This is a genomic window from Pinisolibacter sp. DMC19 (assembly GCF_056313985.1).
In genome coordinates this window covers 618304-634587 of record NZ_JBQUZF010000003.1, presented here as the reverse complement: position 1 = coordinate 634587, position 16284 = coordinate 618304, and the positions used below count along the sequence as shown (strand labels likewise).

Genomic DNA, 16284 nt, shown 5'->3' with positions numbered 1-16284 from the left:
CGCGTTTGTCGAACGAAGGGGAAAAGCATGGCCACACACATGGTGAAGGTCGCCTACGAAGGCGCGGTGACCAAGGCGCTGAAGAATGCGGAAGCCGGTCTGACGAGCGGCGGCGCCATCGTCTACGAGGTCGAGGGCGTGCCCGCGAGCCTGACCCTCGACGACGTGATCGAGGCGGTGAAGCGCGTCGGCGGCAAACCCGCCCACAAGGACCACGTCGTCAAGTGGGCCGACCTCGCCGCATGAGACCCGTGACGGTGGCGGTGGTTGCATCGTCGAGGGTCGCGGGTAATCTCCACCCATGACCCTCGACATCGCCACCCGCGTCTACGACCACGGCTTCCGCATCGACCCGATCGTGCGGACGCTGCTCGACACCGACTTCTACAAGTTCCTGATGGTGCAGTTGATCCGCAAGGTGGCGCCGACCACGCGGGCGACCTTCGCGCTGCAGAACAGGACGAGGAGCGTGCGGCTCGCCGACATCGTCGACGAACGCGAGCTGCGCGATCAGCTCGACCATGCCCGCACCATCCGCTTCCAGAAGAACGAACTGATCTGGCTCGCCGGCAACACGTTCTACGGCGTGCGCCAGATCTTCTCGGCCGACTTCCTCGACTGGCTCGCCCGCTTCCGCCTGCCGGAATACGAGCTCGCCCGCACCGCCGACGGGCAGTACGAGCTGACCTTCGAGGGCGACTGGGCCGACGTCTCGATGTGGGAGATCCCGGCGCTCGCCATCGTCAACGAGCTGCGCGCCCGGGCCGCCATGAAGGGCATGAACCGCTTCGAGCTCGACGTGCTCTATGCGCGTGCCAAGGCCAAGGTCTGGGCGAAGATCGAACGGCTGCGCACACTCGAACGCGAGATCGGCGCGAGCGTGCCCGTCGCCGAGTTCGGCACCCGCCGCCGCCACGGCTTCTTGTGGCAGAAGTGGTGCGTCGATGCGCTGAAGGAGGGGCTGGGGGCGAGTTTCTCGGGCACGTCCAACGTCAAGATGGCGATGGACGCGGCGCTCGAAGCCATCGGCACCAATGCCCACGAGCTGCCGATGGTCTACGGCGCGCTCGCCCGCGACGACGCCGAACTCCGCCAAGCACCCTTCCGCGTGCTGGAGGACTGGGCGCGGATGTATCACGGCAATCTGCTGGTGATCCTGCCGGACGCCTTCGGCTCGACCGCCTTCTTCCGCGACGCGCCCGACTGGGCGGCGGACTGGAAGGGCGTGCGCCCCGACAGCAAGGAACCGATCGCCGCCTGCGACGAGATCATCGCCTGGTGGCAGGCGCGCGGGCGCGATCCGAGCGAGAAGCTGATCGTGCTCTCCGACGGCATGGACATCGACACGATCGAGAAGGCGGCACGCCATCTCGTCGGTCGCTGCCGCTTCTCGATCGGCTGGGGGACGCATCTCACCAACGACTTCGCCGGCTGTGCGCCTGCCGGCAGCCATCCCGACCTCGAGGCGATCTCGATCGTCTGCAAGGTGGTCGCTGCCGACGGGCGGCCCGCCGTCAAGCTCTCCGACAACCCGGAGAAGGCGACCGGCCCGGCCGACGAGGTCGCGCGCTACCTGCGCGTCTTCGGCGCGGAAGGCTTCGAACGGCAGGCGGTCGTGGTGTGAGCGAGGGCGCTCACGCCCGCCGCAGATCCTCGATGTAGGTGTGGATCTCGCGGTCGAGGTCCTGACGGAAGCGGCCGAGCTCTCGGGCCGTGGCGACCACGCCTTCGGAGGCGCGATCGGTGGCGGTGGCGTCCTCGCGCACCGCGGCGACGGCGACCGACACGGTGCGGGCGCCGCCGGCGGCGCGCTGGACGTTCTCGGCGATCTCGCGGGTGGCACTCTCCTGGTCGCCCATGACGCCGGACATCTCGTGGGCGAGCGCCGACAGATCGCGGATGGTCCCGCCGATCGAGGCGATCGCCTCGACGACGCGGCGGGTCTCGCCCTGGATGTGGGAGACCTGGGCGGCGATCGCCTCGGTGGCGCCGGTCGTCTGGTTGGCGAGCTGTTTCACCTCGGCCGCGACGACGGCGAAGCCTTTGCCCGCCTCGCCGGCGCGGGCCGCCTCGATGGTGGCGTTGAGGGCGAGGAGATTGGTCTGGGCGGCGATCGAGTTGATCAGCGAGACGACCTCGCCGATCGTGTCGCCGGAGGCGGCGAGCGTGCGCACCACCTCGTCGGTGCGGCTGGCCTCGTCGAGCGCGCGGCCGGCGATCTCGGCGGAATGGTCGACCCGGCGCAGGATCTCGCGCACCGAACTCGCCAGTTCCTCGGCGGCGGCGGCGACGGCGCCGACCGTGGTCGAGGTCTCGTCGGCATCGTGCAGGGCGACGCTCGAGCGCTCGGTGGTGCGTTCGGCGACGGAATGCATGCCGGCGGCGGTCTCTTCCATCCGTGTGGCGGCTTGGTTCATCTCGTCGAGCAGGCGGCCGATGGTGGAGACGAAGGTGTCGGTCAACGCCTGACGGCGGCGTCCGCGCTCGTGGCGGGCCTCTTCCTCGCGATGGGCCTGCTCTTCGACGCCGGCCTCGGTCTTCAGGGCGAGTTTCAGCGCGTCGACGGCGCGGGCGAGCGCGGCGATCTCGTCGATGCCGTCGACCTGCGGCGTCGCGGCGTCGACGTCGCCGGCGGTGATCCGCGCCACCGCCTCGGTGACGCGGACGACGGGCCGGCCGATGTCGCGCTCTAGCCACCAGATCAGGCCGCCGCCGATGACCAGCAACACGGCGCCGATGGCGGCGAAGACCGCGACCATGCCGTCGCGGGTCGCCTCGAGTTCGGAGCGGTCGGCGGCGAGGATCGCCCGGCCGATCGGTTTGCCGGAATAGTCGGAGAGAACGCGCGATTCGACCGACCAGTTGCGGCCGTCGATCGTCGTCGTGCCGAGCCGGGTCTCGCCCGAGCGCGCGGCGGCGGCGAAAGACTCCAGGGAACCGGAGGCGAACACCTCCGGCGCGGCGCCGGGCTTGGTCGGATCGATCACCAGCGCGATCTCGAGGCCGGTGCGGGCAGCGAAGTCGCGGGCGAAGGACTTGCCGAAGGCGAGGCCGAACTCCACGGTGCCGACCGGCTTGGCGTCGACGCGGACCGGCACCACGGCACGAATGCCGATGCCCTGGACGCCCGATTCGAGCCCCACCACCTCGCGGCCGTCGCGATTGGCCTCGACCACCGTGTGGCGGAAGGACGAGAGATCGTCGCCGAACTTGTCGAGCTTGTGGAGCCGGAGGAAAGACGTCGCCGGGGCGAGATGGAACTGGAACTGGTCGAAGCCGTCCTGCTTCAAGCCCTCGAAGGTCGGCGCCAGACGGGCGGCCAGATCCTCGCGGTCGCGGCCGGCGAAGACGGCGGCGACGTCGGGCTGGGCGGCGACGAAGCGGGCGAGAGAACGCGCCCGCTGGCCCTGGGCGGAGATCTCCGCCGTCAGTTGCCGCGCCCCGCTCTCCAGTTGACGGGCGGTGCCGACTTCGACGAAGTGTCCGCCGAACCACAATCCGGCGGCAACGCAACCGGCCGCAGCGATCGCCATGCCGGTACCGATACCCATGACCAGGCGCGTCTTCAGATGCATGAACGTTCGCTCCCACCGCTTTTCGCCGGAATGGTGCATATTCGTGATTAACGAAGTGTTCTTGGCCGCCTGAAATGTCGTAGTGCCGGACGTGCGATACGATCCGGCGGAGTTCGTCCAAGGTGAAACCGATGGCGTTACGCAACATCCCCGAGGTCTTCGTCGATGCCGACGCCTGTCCGGTGAAGGACGAGACCTTCCGCGTGGCGACACGCTGGAAGGCGAAGACCCATGTGGTGGCCAACAGCTGGATGCGCATCCCCGACGATCCGTCGATCGAACGGGTGGTGGTGGCGCAAGGGCTGAACGTCGCCGACGACTGGATCGCCGAGCGCGTCGGACCGGGGTCGGTCGTCGTCACCAACGACGTGCCGCTCGCCGATCGCTGCGTGAAGGCGGGGGCACGGGTGGTGGCGCCGTCGGGGCGGGTGTTCGACGCCGCCTCGATCGGCATGGCGCTGGCGACCCGCGATCTGATGGAGGACCTGCGTTCGGCCGGCCAGACGACCGGCGGGCCGCGCCCCTTCGGCCCGCGCGAGCGGCAGAACTTTCTCCAATCGATGGAGCGCGAGATGCGGCGGGCGGCGCAGGATCTGGCGCGACGCCCGCCGGAGGGGTGATCAGGCGTTGCCGGCCGCCGGCATCAGGCGAGCGACGAGACCGTCGACGTCTTCGAAGATCGCGCGCGGCTCGACCGGCTCGATCCCCATCTGAGTGACGCGCAGCACCGTCGGCACGCCGCGGGCGCCGACCGCCGACATCAGCTCGCGGGCGAGGCCGGCGCGCTGGTTGAGCAGGTCGATCGCGCCGTCCTCCTCCGCGAGGAAGGCCTCGACGACGTCCTCGGCAATGCCGGTCTCGCGCAGCACCGCGGCGCAGGTCGCCTCGTCGGTGACGTTGCGGCCGTCGACCCAGCGGGCCGCCTGGAGGGCATGGAGCACGGCGAGCGCCTTCGCGGGCGCACGCAGCTGCACCGTCGCCAGCGCCAGCGTCGCCGGACCGCTGTCGAACTTGCTCTCGAAGTCGCCGAGCACCTTCTCGCGGTAGACCTCCGAGAAGACCTGACCGGTCAGTTCGGCGATGCGCTGGTCGTTCTTCCAGGCGTAGTCGGCGAATTCGGGCGTCATCGGCCGATCGCCGATGAAGAGGCCGGAGGCGAGCACCACCAGCGGCAGGCCCGCCGCCTCGATCCGGGCGAGCGCCGGGGCAGCACCCCAGCACCAGCCGCAGAGCGGATCGACGATGGCGACGATCGTGCCGGGGGCGAGGATCTCGACCTCTTCCGAGGTCTCGACCGCGGGACGGGTCTCGCTCTCGCTCATCGCGCGCGCTCCAGCGTCTCGGTGCCTTCGATGGCGATGCCGAAGCCCTCGAGACCGACGTAGCGGCGCTCCTTCGAGGCGATCAGGCGGATCGAGGAGACGCCGAGGTCCTTGAGGATCTGGGCGCCGACGCCGATCTCGCGCCAGTTCTCGGCGCGGTGGGAGGCCGAGACATGGGCCTCGACCTCGGCGGCGGCGAGCGGGTCGGCGCCGGCCTCGGGCTCGCGGGTCGGCTTGGCGACGCCGACGGAGCCTTCGCGCAGGTAGACGACGACGCCGCGGCCCTCGCGCGCCATGCGCGCCATCAGCGCGTCGACGGTGCTCGACTTGCCGAAGACGTCCTCGACCACCGATTCCAGATGCAGGCGCACCGGCACCGAGCGGCCGTCGCGAATGTCGCCGAAGACAATGGCGAGGTGGTGCATCGGGTCGAAGGGCGTCGAATAGGAGATGGCGCGGGCGCGGCCGGCCGGGGTCTCGACGTCGAATTCGGCGATGCGCTCGACCAGGCGCTCGTTGCGCTGGCGATAGGCGATGAGGTCGGCGACCGAGACGATCTCGAGGCCGTGCTCCTCGGCGAACTTCGCCACGTCGGGGCCGCGCTTCACCGTGCCGTCGTCGTTGACCAGCTCGCAGATGACGCCGACCGGCGGCAGTTTGGCGAGGCGGCAGAGATCGACCGCGGCTTCCGTGTGGCCGGAACGGACCAGCACGCCGCCGTCCTTGGCGATCAGCGGGAAGACGTGGCCGGGGCGGACGAAGTCCATCGGGCCGACGTTGGGATTGGCCAGCGCGCGGGCGGTGTTGCAGCGCTCCTCGGCCGAGATGCCGGTGGTGAGCCCGTGGCGATAGTCGATCGTCACGGTGAAGGCGGTGCCGAGCGGGGCGTCGTTGGCGGCGATCATCGGCTCCAGATGGAGCTTGCGGGCGAGATCGCGCGGGATCGGCGTGCAGACGATGCCGGAGGTGTGGCGCACGATGAAGGCCAGCTTCTCGGGCGTCGCATGGACCGCCGCGACGATCAGATCGCCTTCGTTCTCGCGATCGTCGTCGTCGGTCACGACCACGATCTCGCCGCGCTCGAAGGCACGCAGGGCAGCGGCGACACGGGACTGGTTCATCATCGTCTCCTCGCGGGCGCGGGACTTCGTGTCCAGCCCCAGAAAGTCATCGGGCGTCACCGCGCCGCGGGTGGCGGACGCGATCTTCTCGGCGGTCTCGCGCGAGACCCAGACGCCGGGATCGTTGCACAGCGCCGTGATCGCCGCCGGCGACAGGCCGACGCGGCGGGCAAAGCCGCTGCGGGTCTCTTTCGTACGGGCGAGCCATTGGTCCAAGCGCATGACGACGATGAATAACGCTGCGACCTTTCAGTGGCAATGAAAATGCAGCCGCGATTTCATCACATGAACGCGAAGGACCGTCGCCATGGCGGCGACGGTCCCGTCGAATTCGCGACGATCGTTCGATCAGGCGGCGCGGATGCCGGCGACGAAGCCGTCGATGTCGGCGCGCAGGCGCTCGGAGTGGCGGGCGAGTTCGCCGGCCGAAGCGAGGACCTGGGAGGCGGCGGCGCTCACCTCCTCGGCGGCGCGCGAGACGCCGACGATGTTGGAGGAGACTTCCGCCGTGCCGGTGGCGACCTGATCGATCGCCTCGGCGATCGCCTCGGTGGTCGTCTCCTCCTCGACGACGGCGCCGGCGATGGCCGACGAGATCTCGTTCATCGAGACGATGGTGCGGCCGATCTCGGCGATCTCGGTGGAGGCGAGCCGCGTCGTCGACTGGACGCTGTCGATGCGGGCGGCGATCTCGGCGGTCGCCTTGGCGGTCTGTTCGGCGAGGCCCTTGACCTCGGCGGCGACGACGGCGAAGCCGCGACCCGCCTCGCCGGCGCGCGCCGCCTCGATCGTGGCGTTGAGGGCGAGGAGATTGGTCTGCGCCGCGATGTCCTCGATCAGACCGACGATCGAGCCGATCTTCTCGACCGTCTGGGCGAGTTCGGCGACGCGGCGATTGGTGACCTCGGCTTCCGCGACCGCCTTGCCGGCGATCTCGGTCTGGCGACCGACTCGCTCGCCGACGTCGCGGGCGGCCCCCGCCAGCGCCTCGGCGGAGGCGGCGACGGTGCGCACGTTCTGCGTCGCCTCTTCCGATGCGGAAGAGACGGCGAGCGACTGGTTGGTGGTCTCTTCGGCCGAAGCGGTCAGCGTCGAGGCGGTCGCCTGCAGCTCGGTGGCGGCGGCGGCGACCTGTTCGACCACGCCGGAGACCGAGGCCTCGAGACTGTCGGCGAGCTCGACCATGGCGCGATGGCGCTCGGCGGCGAGACGCGAGGCGGCCTCGGCGTTCTCGGCCTCGAGCCGGTGCTTGGCGATCGCGTCGTTGCGGAAGACCTCGACGGCGCGCGCCATCAGACCGACCTCGTCGCCACGATCGACACCGGCGACCGCCGTATCGGCATCGCCGGCGGCGAGGCTCTCCATGCGGTCGGCGAGGCGGCGGAGCGGCCGCGACACGCCGGCCACCGCCACCCACAGGGCGAGGCCGAAGACCAGCGCGGCCGCGGCGCCGACGGCGATCTCGTTGACCAGGATCGCGGCCTCGGCGCGGGCGTCGGCGGCCTTGGCGGCAGCGATCGCATCCCGGGTCATGGCGTCGATGGTCTTGGCGATGCCGTTCTTCAGCGTGTCGAGCGGCTCGTCGAAACGGCCGATCAATATGGTCAGCGCCTCGTCGCGGCGGCCCTCGGCGGCGATCTCGCCGGCGCGACGGGCGGTCTCCACCACCTTGTCGAAGGCGGCGACGAAGCCGTCGATCTCGGCGGCACGGCTCGGCAGGGCGGCTGCGGCTTCGTGGGCGAGACGGGTGAATTCGGTGCGGGCACCCTCGAACCGCCCGAAGAACTCGCGGACCGCCGCCGGCTCGTCGCGCGACAGTCCGCGATAGGCGATGTCGCCGGAGCGGAAGGCCTGCTGGTTGGCGCGGGCGAGCAGGGTGGCGGCGAGCGACTCTCCCATGGTCACGGCCTGCGCCCGTTCGGACACGTCACGCGCGGTCCGCGCGCCGAAGAAGACGGCCCCGCCGGCGACCAGCGCCATCACCACCAGACCGGTCACGATCTTCTTCGGAATGGCCACGTCGACGATACGCATGTTCAACTCCCGATCGCATTTGAATTTGCGCAGAAGCTGAGCCACAGGTATTGACAAATCATTTCTTACGTAGAGTAAGTTCTGATGAGGGCTACGACTTTGGTATTGTTACGTATGACTATTATGCGTCAAACAAAGATCAGCCATCTTCAAATGCATCGCTGTTCTTGATTTTTGATACATTAGATATTCGATATATATCGACGTCGACGAAACGGCGACTCTTCGTCCGGTTGTACGAGGCGCTCAACGGCCGGTCTGGCCGCGATGTCTCAGGGCGTGATCGACGAGCGTGATCGCCATCATCGCCTCGACGACCGGCACGGCGCGGATGCCGACGCAAGGGTCGTGGCGGCCCTTGGTGATCAGCTCGACGTCGTGGCCTTCGCGATCGATCGTGCGGCGCGGCGTCAGGATCGACGAGGTCGGCTTGACGGCGAGGCGGGCGACGATCGGCTGGCCGGTCGAGATGCCGCCGAGAATGCCGCCGGCGTGGTTCGACAGGAAGGTCGGCCCGTCGTTGCCCATCCGCATCTCATCGGCGTTGTCGATGCCGGTCAGTTCGGCCGCCTCGAAGCCGGCGCCGATCTCGACGCCCTTGACGGCGTTGATCGACATGAGGGCGGACGCGATGTCCTGATCGAGCTTTCCGTAGAGCGGCGCGCCCCAGCCGACGGGAACACCTTCGGCGACGACCTCCAGAATGGCGCCGATCGACGAATGCGCCAGACGAATACCTTCGAGATACTCTTCGAAACGGGCGACACTGTCGGCATCGGGCGAGAAGAACGGGTTGCGGTCGACTTGCGACCAGTCCCAGTTGGCGCGATCGATCGCCTCGGTGCCGATCTGCACGAGGGCGGCGCGGATGGTGACGCCGCCCGGCACCAGCGCGTTCAGCACCTGCCGCGCCACGGCGCCGGCCGCCACGCGCGACGCCGTCTCGCGCGCCGAGGAGCGCCCGCCGCCGCGATAGTCGCGCAGGCCGTATTTGGCGTCGTAGGCATAGTCGGCGTGGCCGGGGCGATACTTGTCGCGGATGTCGCCGTAGTCCTTGGAGCGCTGGTCGGTGTTGCGGATCATCAGTGCGATCGGCGTCCCCGTGGTGCGCAGACCGTCGGTGGTATCGTCCTCGAAGACGCCGGAGAGCACCTCGACGCGGTCGTCTTCCTGGCGCTGGGTGACGAACTTCGACTGGCCCGGCTTGCGGCGGTCACATTCGGCCTGCAGCGCCTCGAGGTCGAGGCGAATGCCGGGCGGGCAGCCGTCGACCACCGCGCCGATGGCGGGACCGTGGCTCTCGCCCCAGGTGGTGACGCGGAACAGGTGACCGAAGGTGTTGTGCGACATCGCGGCGAAGATCCCCAGAACGTGCTCGACGTCTAGGGGATCGCCGGCAGCGGGTCAAATCCCGGGCGCACGCTCCGACCCTCCCGAGGGTCGACTTCAGCGGACGGTCAACTCGAAGACCCGCGTCTCCGTCATCATGCGAATCCCGGTGGAATCGAGCGGGGCCTTCGTTTCGAACGCCACCACGTCGGGACCATGGTAGCCGGAGGCCGATTTGTAGATCACCCGCAAACCGGGAAAGGACATGCCGTCACACGAGCCGCCCTTGACCTTGACCGCCCCGCGATCGATCGACACGGTTCCGTGCCGAGGCTGGGTGGTGATCTGTAGGGTCGGCACCGGTCCGGCGGTGCAGGCTTCTCGCATATAGGTCGAGTGCTGGAACAGCGTGGCGAGCTCTCCCGACTTCACGACCTTCTGTCCGGTCATGGCCGCGGCCGTCCCGGCAACAGCGAGCGACACGGCGGCGAGAAGCACCCCCGTCACGGCAATCCGGCTGGCAATACCCATGGGTTCGTCCTCCGCGCCGGCGGTCGAACCGAGACGGCTCGACAATCGCCAGCGCCCCCAGACTGCCGTCCGCCCGCAGGGAATGCTACTAAAAAGTGTTCATCGGCGACAATACACCCCAATCACACCTCGCCGTCACCCCAGCGTGGTCTTGAGGAAATGCAGCGTCCGCTCCCAGGCGAGCGCGGCGTCCTCGGCATCCCAACGGGCGCCGGTCGGATTGGCGAAGGCGTGGTCGGCGTCGTACCAGTAGACGGTGAGGCGCTCGGTCTTGCCGGCCTCCTTCATCGCCTTTTCGAAGTCGGCCACCATGGCGGCATTGATCGACTGGTCGCGGGTGCCGAAGTGGCCGATCACCGGGCCGACGAGCTTCTTGAGCTGTTCGGCCGGCTTGCGGACGTTGCCGTAGTAGATGACCGTCGCGTCGACCGGGGTGGCGGTCGAGGTCTCGAGCGACCAACCGCCGCCGAAGCACCAGCCGCAGGTGCCGACCTTGCCGGTCGAGCGGGCATGGCCGCGGGCGAAGGCGACGGCGGCGACCATCGCCGCGGTGGCGCGCACCGGATCGAGCGAGGCCATCAGCGTCTTCGCCTCGTTGGCGTCGGCGGCGACCTTGCCGAAGAGATCGACGGCGATCACCAGGAAGCCCTTGGCGGCGAACTCGCCCGCCACCGCCTTGATCTGGTCGTTGAGGCCCCACCATTCGTGGATGATCACCAGCGCCGGCGCCTTCTCGGTGACGGGGTAGGCGATCGCGGCCGACATCGGCGCGCCACCCTCGACCGGGATCGAGACCATCTCGACGCCCGAGGCGGCGGCGGCGGCCAGCTTCGGGTCGAACAGCACCGCCGCGATCGGCAGACCGGCGAGCCCCATCAGGAAGGCGCGACGGTCGGCCTCCGGGATCACCGGGGGCGGCATGTGGGCGTGACTTCCGCAGCCTTCGAGCGTGCACATGGGGCAGAACCATCCGCGTTTGAGGCCCTCTGGCGGGGCCGTTCCTCCACGCCCGTCAGCCGGGCGCGACGATCATAACCACGAACCGGCGCGGTCCTTCCACACGAATATGCGATCTTGCGGCACCAGGAGGTGAGCCAGCGTGCGGTCGTCGTTCGCCTCGATCACGTGGCGGAGCGCACGGAAGACGCCGCCGTGCGAGACGATCACCATGTCGCCGGAGGTCTGGCCGAGCCAGCGGGCGATGCGCGCGGAGAGCTGGACGTAGTTCTCGCCCTCCGGCGGCACGAAGTTCCACTTGTCGGCGTGCACGGCCTCGTAGCCTTCGGGATCGTCGCGGGCGACCTCGTCGTAGGTCTTGCCCTCCCACAGGCCGAAGGTGACCTCGCGCAGGTCGGGGACGACGGTGTAGGCCTCGGGATCGAGCCCGCCGGCGATGCGCACGCGCTCCATCGTCTCGCGGGTGCGCCCGAGCGGGCTCGCGAACCAGGAAAGCGACGCCGGATCGATGCCGTTTGCGGCGAAATGGGCGGCGAGCGCGCGGCCGTTGCCGTCGGCCTGGGCGCGGCCGGTCTCGTTCAGCGGAATGTCCTGGACACCCTGCAGTCGGCCGGCGGCGTTCCAGTCGGTCTGGCCGTGGCGGATGTGGAAGATGGTTCTCGTCACGTCGTCCTCATCGGCCCTGCCCGTTCGCGCCTGCGAGAAGATCTAGCGCGGATGCGTGACGGTCTCAACGAGGGATGCCGGCCGATCGACGCGGAGCCGACCGGCGCGAGGCGCGGAGGGGGGTAGTGGGTCAGTTTGAAATTGAGAGGGATTGACGGTAGACTGCGAACGATCGCTATTGGGGGACACCATTGAGCCCCATAAGTTGATGCGGGCCAATCTGCGCGCCGGCCCTGCGCCCTTCGGGGATGACGTATCTGGTGCGAGGCATGCCCTACATACGCAAGGGCTCAAGGGCCACATCATCCCGATGTGGAGGCAATAGCGGTCACCGAAAAGCCCATGACGAAAACACCGAAGCGCCCCCGCGATCCGAACCAACTCGCAAAGTTCATTGTGGACTTGGCGACGGAGGGAAAAACGGTGCGGGAGCCAACGCCTAAAGAGGCTCGCGCCAGCAAGGGCGGGGCGAAAGGTGGTCCGGCGCGGGCGCGGGCACTCACACCTGCTGAGCGCTCGGAAATTGCACGTCTAGCGGCAGAGGCACGTTGGAAAAAGGGCAGCTAGGCCGCCCTTCCCGTGTCGTCTTCGTCCGGCGCATTGAGCCGAAGTTCGATATCGAAGGTCAAATCCATCGGAAGATCGATCGGTTCTTTGTCAGGATTGACCGAATTCCAATGCATGAGATCCAGGGTAAGCTGCAGCCCGTCACCGACCATCTGTTCGCGACGCGTAACCGCCGATTTGAGCATCGGACCACGGTCGGCCTCATCGATATCGATCCAGAAATCGCGCTGTTTCCCGCCACGCCACTCCTGGAAATGATGGTTTGCGCGGTAGTTTTTTCCGGTGTTCCGATCTCTCCGCGTCTCCTCTCGTGCAGCATCGGCAAATTGCTGCGCGAGAATATCGAGAGGGTCTTTGGGAATCGGCAGCGGCCAACCCTTCTTGGCGGCCCAACCAGCCACTTCCTTCATTTCAATTTCGCGATTTCCAGTCTCGTCTTTGTAAGCCCGGATAATTCGCTGCATTTCGCGTTTCTTCGACATGCTAGCTCCTATTGTTCAACAGGATACACACTTCCCCATCCATCGACAGTCGCATTTGGAAGTACTATCTGGCGCACCTTGACCAAATAATTCTGGAACCGTGTATAGTTGTTAGTCTTATGGCGTATCTGACCGGCAATTAGTCCTGGATGGACATTGATCATCTTCGCAAAAGCCTGGATGTCCCTGTCGTGAAAGAATGGCGCCTTGCGTGCAATGAATGCATCCATCATTTTCTGCGGAACACAGAATTCAGCCGCAGCTTCATTAGCAATTCGCTCTTCCTCGGAAATATCTTTTGCTTCTGAGGAGTCGGCAGATAGGTCAGAGTCCAACATGACTTTATCTTTTCCGTGCTCCTGTAAGACGTGCTCAATCTCGTGCCGAAGCACGAACCAAAAATTGTCTAACCGGTCAAAACGAGTCGTCATTGCGATAACTGGGGACCGATCATTCAGCCAAAAGCACACGCCATCTATTTTTGCCCCCGGGAGAGACTCAACAATTAGGTAGCGGACACCGGCTTCTGCCAAAATCCTAGGCACCTTCCTTGTTGCGTCCGGCGATATAAGTAGCGCCTTCAGCTTCATAAGCGCCGATCGCAATCCTTCAGGACTATATCTCGCAACCATCATTTCGTCGGCAATCTTGCGGACGCGATATAGCCAAGCAATTTGAACTGCTGATGCCGGCTCACTTACCTCTGTTTTCTTGGCAGAGTGCGGAAGTATTTCTATATCTTCTACCCGATTAGTACCGAAGAACCGGACCAGCTCACCCTCAATCGAGGGGTCGCGCACATCCTTGGCATTGATCCACCCACGCTTGATCATATCCGCCAATGGAAGACCGTGATGTATAGCCGCCCTCGTCTTACGCTTGGGGTCGGGCTGCGCAACGATCCGCGCGCGAGCTAGATCATACGAACATTGCAAAGCTAGAAAAACGCTAGCATCGACGCCGAATACCTCTTCTAGCAAGAGCGCGATGTCGGCAGTCATCGGCTGACGATCTGATGCATACCGGCCGACCTTCGCCTCATCCATTCCGAGCACGACCGCTAGCGTGCGCTTCGTCCACCCCCTTTCAGACAGGAGGCCATCGAGTAGTTGCCCTGGCGTTTTGTACTGAGACATGTCGGTCTTCATGGGGAGAATCCTTGCCGCATAACGGCGTTATCAAAATAGCAAAATTTTAAAAAACTGCAAACTGACCCATATACTTGACTTGCGGGGTGTTGTCGGCTAGTTTGAAGCCATGAACAAGCTGCCCACACACGAACGCGCGCGCATCCTCCACCTTCTCTGCGAAGGGCAGTCGATCCGCGCCATCACGCGACTGACCGGCGCCAGCAAGAACACCGTCATCAAGCTCCTGGTCGATGCCGGTAAGGCATGTATGGCCTATCACGACGCCAACGTTCGGAACGTGGCGTCGAAGCGCATCCAGGTCGACGAGATTTGGTCGTTCACCTACGCCAAGCAGAAGAACGTCGCGGACGCCAAGGCCGCGCCGGATGGCGCGGGAGACACTTGGACATGGACGGCGATCGATGCGGACTCGAAGATCATCGTCTCCTACTTCGTCGGGGGTCGCGACGGCGAGTGCGCCAAGTGGTTCATGGACGACGTCGCCTCGCGCCTCGCCACCCGCGTTCAACTGACCAGCGACGGGCACAAGGCGTATCTCGAAGCCGTTGAAGGCGCATTCGGCGCCGACGTCGACTATGCGCAGCTCGTGAAGATCTACGGCGCGGCTCCTGAGAGTGCGAAAGGGCGCTATAGCCCAGCCGATTGCACAGGCATCAAGAAAACGCCGATCGAAGGCAAGCCCGATCTCGATCATGTCAGCACGTCGTATGTGGAGCGGCACAATCTCACGATGCGCATGCACATGCGTCGCTTCACCCGACTCACGAATGCCTTTTCCAAGAAGGTCGAGAACCACGCTTACGCAGTCGCGCTCCACATGATGTACTATAACTTCGTGCGCATCCATTCGAAGCTGCGCATGTCGCCGGCTATGGCCGCTGGCGTGTCCGATCGCTTGTGGGAAGTACCGGACATCGTCGCGCTGGTGGAGGCTGCCGAAACGGCGGAAGAGAGCAAGCCGCGCGGTCCTTACAAAAAGCGCGGGTCAGAAAATTCAAACTGACCCACTGCCCGGAGGGGGCGGAAGTTGAATGGGCAGTTCGGCTTATGCGAAGAACGATCGGATGGGATGCGCGGATCAGGTTGACGCGACGGAGCGCATAGACGCGAACCAGTGTGTCGTGGCCCGGCTCCAAGTATACCCGGCTCGGTCCGGGGGACATTCCCCTGGAACCTGGCGATTGCCGCGATCAGGGCAAAATCCAGTTCTTCAAAAACCGCCACCAGTTCGATCCATTCTGAAGCGTCTCGACTGTGGCTACCGGCAACAGGACGATCCATGCCAACGTCCGTCGGGTCAGTGCTACTGTAACCTTCTGATGCCCGCCATCAGAGCAAGGACCTTCACGCTCGAACCGGAACAGCGGATCCGGATCGGGGCGCGGAAGATGATCGAGTTTTGGAGAGCGTTTCATCGCGGGCACACCTCGCCATTGGCAAATCAGGTGAAACCCACAGGGGTTATAGGGGGGCTTAAGACGTTTCCGTGTCAAACGCGATGCCCGTACGACCCACCAGTTTCTTGATTATTTATATTTTTCAAAAACTTACACCATACAAATCACGTGACCAAAAATGCCCAAGAGACCTGGCAGATGCCTTCATCTCGACACCACAAATCAAACCTCTGAAAACATTACATAAGTTATGACACCCTACGAATAGACTACGGGCGCGCTCGGTGTCCCGGGCGCGCCCATGCAATCGTCAAACGATGCCCTGAGGGATCACTCCTTCACCACCGAAATATCCGGCGCATCGACCGCCTTCATGCCGACGACGTGGTAGCCGGCGTCGACGTGGTGGATCTCACCGGTCACGCCGCGGCCGAGGTCGGAGATGAGGTAGAGCGCGCTCGCGCCCACTTCCTCGATCGACACGGTGCGCTTCAGCGGGGCGTTGTACTCGTTCCACTTCAGAATGTAGCGGAAGTCGCCGATGCCGGAGGCGGCCAGCGTCTTGATCGGGCCGGCGGAGATCGCGTTGACGCGGATGGCCTTGGCGCCGAGGTCGACGGCGAGATAGCGCACCGACGCCTCGAGCGCGGCCTTGGCGACGCCCATGACGTTGTAGTGCGGCATGACCTTCTCGGCGCCGTAATAGGTCAGCGTGACGATCGAACCGCCGTCCGGCATCAGCTTCTCGGCGCGCTGGGCGATCGCGGTCAGCGAATAGACCGAGATGTTCATCGTGCGGTCGAAGTTCGCCGACGTGGTGTCGACGTAGCGGCCGGTCAGCTCGTCCTTGTCGGAGAAGGCGATGGCGTGGACGAGGAAGTCGATCTTGCCCCACACGCGCTCGATTTCGGCGAAGACCGCGTCGATCGTGGTCGGGTCGGTGACGTCGCAATGGCCGACGACGATGCCGCCGAGTTCGGCGGCGAGCGGCTCGACGCGCTTCTTCAGGGCGTCGCCCTGGTAGGTGAGCGCGATCTCCGCACCCGCGTCGCGCGCCGCCTTGGCGATGCCCCACGCGATCGAGCGGTTGTTGGCCACGCCCATCACCAGACCACGCTTGCCGGCCATGAGGCCCTTGGTGTCGGCCATCGA

15 protein-coding genes are annotated in these 16284 nt (G+C 65.9%); 4 read left to right on the top strand and 11 right to left on the bottom strand.

All coding sequences use genetic code 11. The annotated features are described in order from the left end of the window. Positions 1 to 27: 27 nt before the first annotated feature. Together ACT53U_RS11055 and ACT53U_RS11050 are read left to right on the top strand one after the other, a co-directional pair. Positions 28 to 246 carry a hypothetical protein gene (locus ACT53U_RS11055; RefSeq protein WP_476154999.1) on the top strand — a complete coding sequence of 73 codons (219 nt, stop codon included), beginning with the start codon at positions 28 to 30 and terminating at the stop codon, positions 244 to 246. Between the two features lie 55 nt (positions 247 to 301). Further along, positions 302 to 1624 carry a nicotinate phosphoribosyltransferase gene (locus ACT53U_RS11050; RefSeq protein ID WP_476154997.1) on the top strand — a complete coding sequence of 441 codons (1323 nt, stop codon included), beginning with the start codon at positions 302 to 304 and terminating at the stop codon, positions 1622 to 1624. A 10-nt stretch (positions 1625 to 1634) separates the two neighbouring features. Here ACT53U_RS11050 and ACT53U_RS11045 read toward each other — a convergent pair whose 3' ends face one another. Further along, on the bottom strand, positions 1635 to 3575 hold the full coding sequence (locus tag ACT53U_RS11045; protein ID WP_476154995.1) for a methyl-accepting chemotaxis protein: 1941 nt from the start codon (positions 3573 to 3575) through the stop codon (positions 1635 to 1637). 131 nt (positions 3576 to 3706) lie between these two features. On the opposite strand from ACT53U_RS11045, the gene ACT53U_RS11040 reads away from it, so the two are divergent. Then, positions 3707 to 4195, top strand: a complete 489-nt coding sequence (locus ACT53U_RS11040) for a YaiI/YqxD family protein (RefSeq protein WP_476154994.1) — start codon at positions 3707 to 3709, stop codon at positions 4193 to 4195. Here the strand turns inward: ACT53U_RS11040 and ACT53U_RS11035 are convergent, their stop codons facing one another. The 9 genes from ACT53U_RS11035 to ACT53U_RS10995 all read right to left on the bottom strand — a co-directional run bounded on the left by ACT53U_RS11035 (position 4196) and on the right by ACT53U_RS10995 (position 13732). Further along, positions 4196 to 4897: a DsbA family protein gene (locus ACT53U_RS11035; protein ID WP_476154992.1), complete on the bottom strand. Its 702-nt coding sequence runs from the start codon at positions 4895 to 4897 to the stop codon at positions 4196 to 4198. It lies immediately after the preceding gene. Beyond that, positions 4894 to 6240 (bottom strand): 3,4-dihydroxy-2-butanone-4-phosphate synthase, encoded by a 1347-nt coding sequence (gene ribB, locus ACT53U_RS11030; protein ID WP_476154990.1) that lies wholly within the window; start codon positions 6238 to 6240, stop codon positions 4894 to 4896. Before ribB ends, ACT53U_RS11035 begins: the two co-directional genes overlap by 4 nt. Positions 6241 to 6366: 126 nt before the next feature. Continuing rightward, positions 6367 to 8052, bottom strand: coding sequence for a methyl-accepting chemotaxis protein (locus tag ACT53U_RS11025; RefSeq protein ID WP_476154988.1), 1686 nt, complete (start codon positions 8050 to 8052; stop codon positions 6367 to 6369). A gap of 246 nt (positions 8053 to 8298) precedes the next feature. Continuing rightward, a complete protein-coding gene (gene aroC / locus ACT53U_RS11020; protein WP_476154986.1) occupies positions 8299 to 9402 on the bottom strand; it encodes a chorismate synthase in 1104 nt (367 codons plus the stop codon). Between the two features lie 96 nt (positions 9403 to 9498). Then, positions 9499 to 9912: a hypothetical protein gene (locus ACT53U_RS11015; RefSeq protein ID WP_476154984.1), complete on the bottom strand. Its 414-nt coding sequence runs from the start codon at positions 9910 to 9912 to the stop codon at positions 9499 to 9501. A 135-nt stretch (positions 9913 to 10047) separates the two neighbouring features. After that, a complete protein-coding gene (locus tag ACT53U_RS11010) occupies positions 10048 to 10869 on the bottom strand; it encodes a dienelactone hydrolase family protein (RefSeq protein WP_476154982.1) in 822 nt (273 codons plus the stop codon). Between the two features lie 72 nt (positions 10870 to 10941). Continuing rightward, complete coding sequence (locus tag ACT53U_RS11005) at positions 10942 to 11535, bottom strand: histidine phosphatase family protein (RefSeq protein ID WP_476154981.1); 594 nt, start codon at positions 11533 to 11535, stop codon at positions 10942 to 10944. 563 nt (positions 11536 to 12098) lie between these two features. Next, entirely contained in the window at positions 12099 to 12584 is a 486-nt protein-coding gene (locus ACT53U_RS11000; RefSeq protein ID WP_476154980.1) for a hypothetical protein, read from the bottom strand. 8 nt (positions 12585 to 12592) lie between these two features. After that, on the bottom strand, positions 12593 to 13732 hold the full coding sequence (locus ACT53U_RS10995; protein ID WP_476154979.1) for an ImmA/IrrE family metallo-endopeptidase: 1140 nt from the start codon (positions 13730 to 13732) through the stop codon (positions 12593 to 12595). A 109-nt stretch (positions 13733 to 13841) separates the two neighbouring features. On the opposite strand from ACT53U_RS10995, the gene ACT53U_RS10990 reads away from it, so the two are divergent. Continuing rightward, complete coding sequence (locus tag ACT53U_RS10990) at positions 13842 to 14738, top strand: IS1 family transposase (protein WP_476154977.1); 897 nt, start codon at positions 13842 to 13844, stop codon at positions 14736 to 14738. Between the two features lie 724 nt (positions 14739 to 15462). Here the strand turns inward: ACT53U_RS10990 and fabI are convergent. Continuing rightward, on the bottom strand, positions 15463 to 16281 hold the full coding sequence (gene fabI, locus ACT53U_RS10985) for an enoyl-ACP reductase FabI (RefSeq protein ID WP_476154975.1): 819 nt from the start codon (positions 16279 to 16281) through the stop codon (positions 15463 to 15465). Positions 16282 to 16284: the final 3 nt, after the last annotated feature.

What these genes read in the sequence shown, in the direction of transcription:
- ACT53U_RS11055 (WP_476154999.1), top strand. Translation starts at nt 28, where the DNA reads ATGGCCACACACATGGTGAAGGTCGCCTACGAAGGCGCGGTGACCAAG.
- ACT53U_RS11050 (WP_476154997.1), top strand. Translation starts at nt 302, where the DNA reads ATGACCCTCGACATCGCCACCCGCGTCTACGACCACGGCTTCCGCATC.
- ACT53U_RS11045 (WP_476154995.1), bottom strand. Translation starts at nt 3,575, where the DNA reads ATGCATCTGAAGACGCGCCTGGTCATGGGTATCGGTACCGGCATGGCG.
- ACT53U_RS11040 (WP_476154994.1), top strand. Translation starts at nt 3,707, where the DNA reads ATGGCGTTACGCAACATCCCCGAGGTCTTCGTCGATGCCGACGCCTGT.
- ACT53U_RS11035 (WP_476154992.1), bottom strand. Translation starts at nt 4,897, where the DNA reads ATGAGCGAGAGCGAGACCCGTCCCGCGGTCGAGACCTCGGAAGAGGTC.
- ribB (WP_476154990.1), bottom strand. Translation starts at nt 6,240, where the DNA reads ATGCGCTTGGACCAATGGCTCGCCCGTACGAAAGAGACCCGCAGCGGC.
- ACT53U_RS11025 (WP_476154988.1), bottom strand. Translation starts at nt 8,052, where the DNA reads ATGCGTATCGTCGACGTGGCCATTCCGAAGAAGATCGTGACCGGTCTG.
- aroC (WP_476154986.1), bottom strand. Translation starts at nt 9,402, where the DNA reads ATGTCGCACAACACCTTCGGTCACCTGTTCCGCGTCACCACCTGGGGC.
- ACT53U_RS11015 (WP_476154984.1), bottom strand. Translation starts at nt 9,912, where the DNA reads ATGGGTATTGCCAGCCGGATTGCCGTGACGGGGGTGCTTCTCGCCGCC.
- ACT53U_RS11010 (WP_476154982.1), bottom strand. Translation starts at nt 10,869, where the DNA reads ATGTGCACGCTCGAAGGCTGCGGAAGTCACGCCCACATGCCGCCCCCG.
- ACT53U_RS11000 (WP_476154980.1), bottom strand. Translation starts at nt 12,584, where the DNA reads ATGTCGAAGAAACGCGAAATGCAGCGAATTATCCGGGCTTACAAAGAC.
- ACT53U_RS10995 (WP_476154979.1), bottom strand. Translation starts at nt 13,732, where the DNA reads ATGAAGACCGACATGTCTCAGTACAAAACGCCAGGGCAACTACTCGAT.
- ACT53U_RS10990 (WP_476154977.1), top strand. Translation starts at nt 13,842, where the DNA reads ATGAACAAGCTGCCCACACACGAACGCGCGCGCATCCTCCACCTTCTC.
- fabI (WP_476154975.1), bottom strand. Translation starts at nt 16,281, where the DNA reads ATGGCCGACACCAAGGGCCTCATGGCCGGCAAGCGTGGTCTGGTGATG.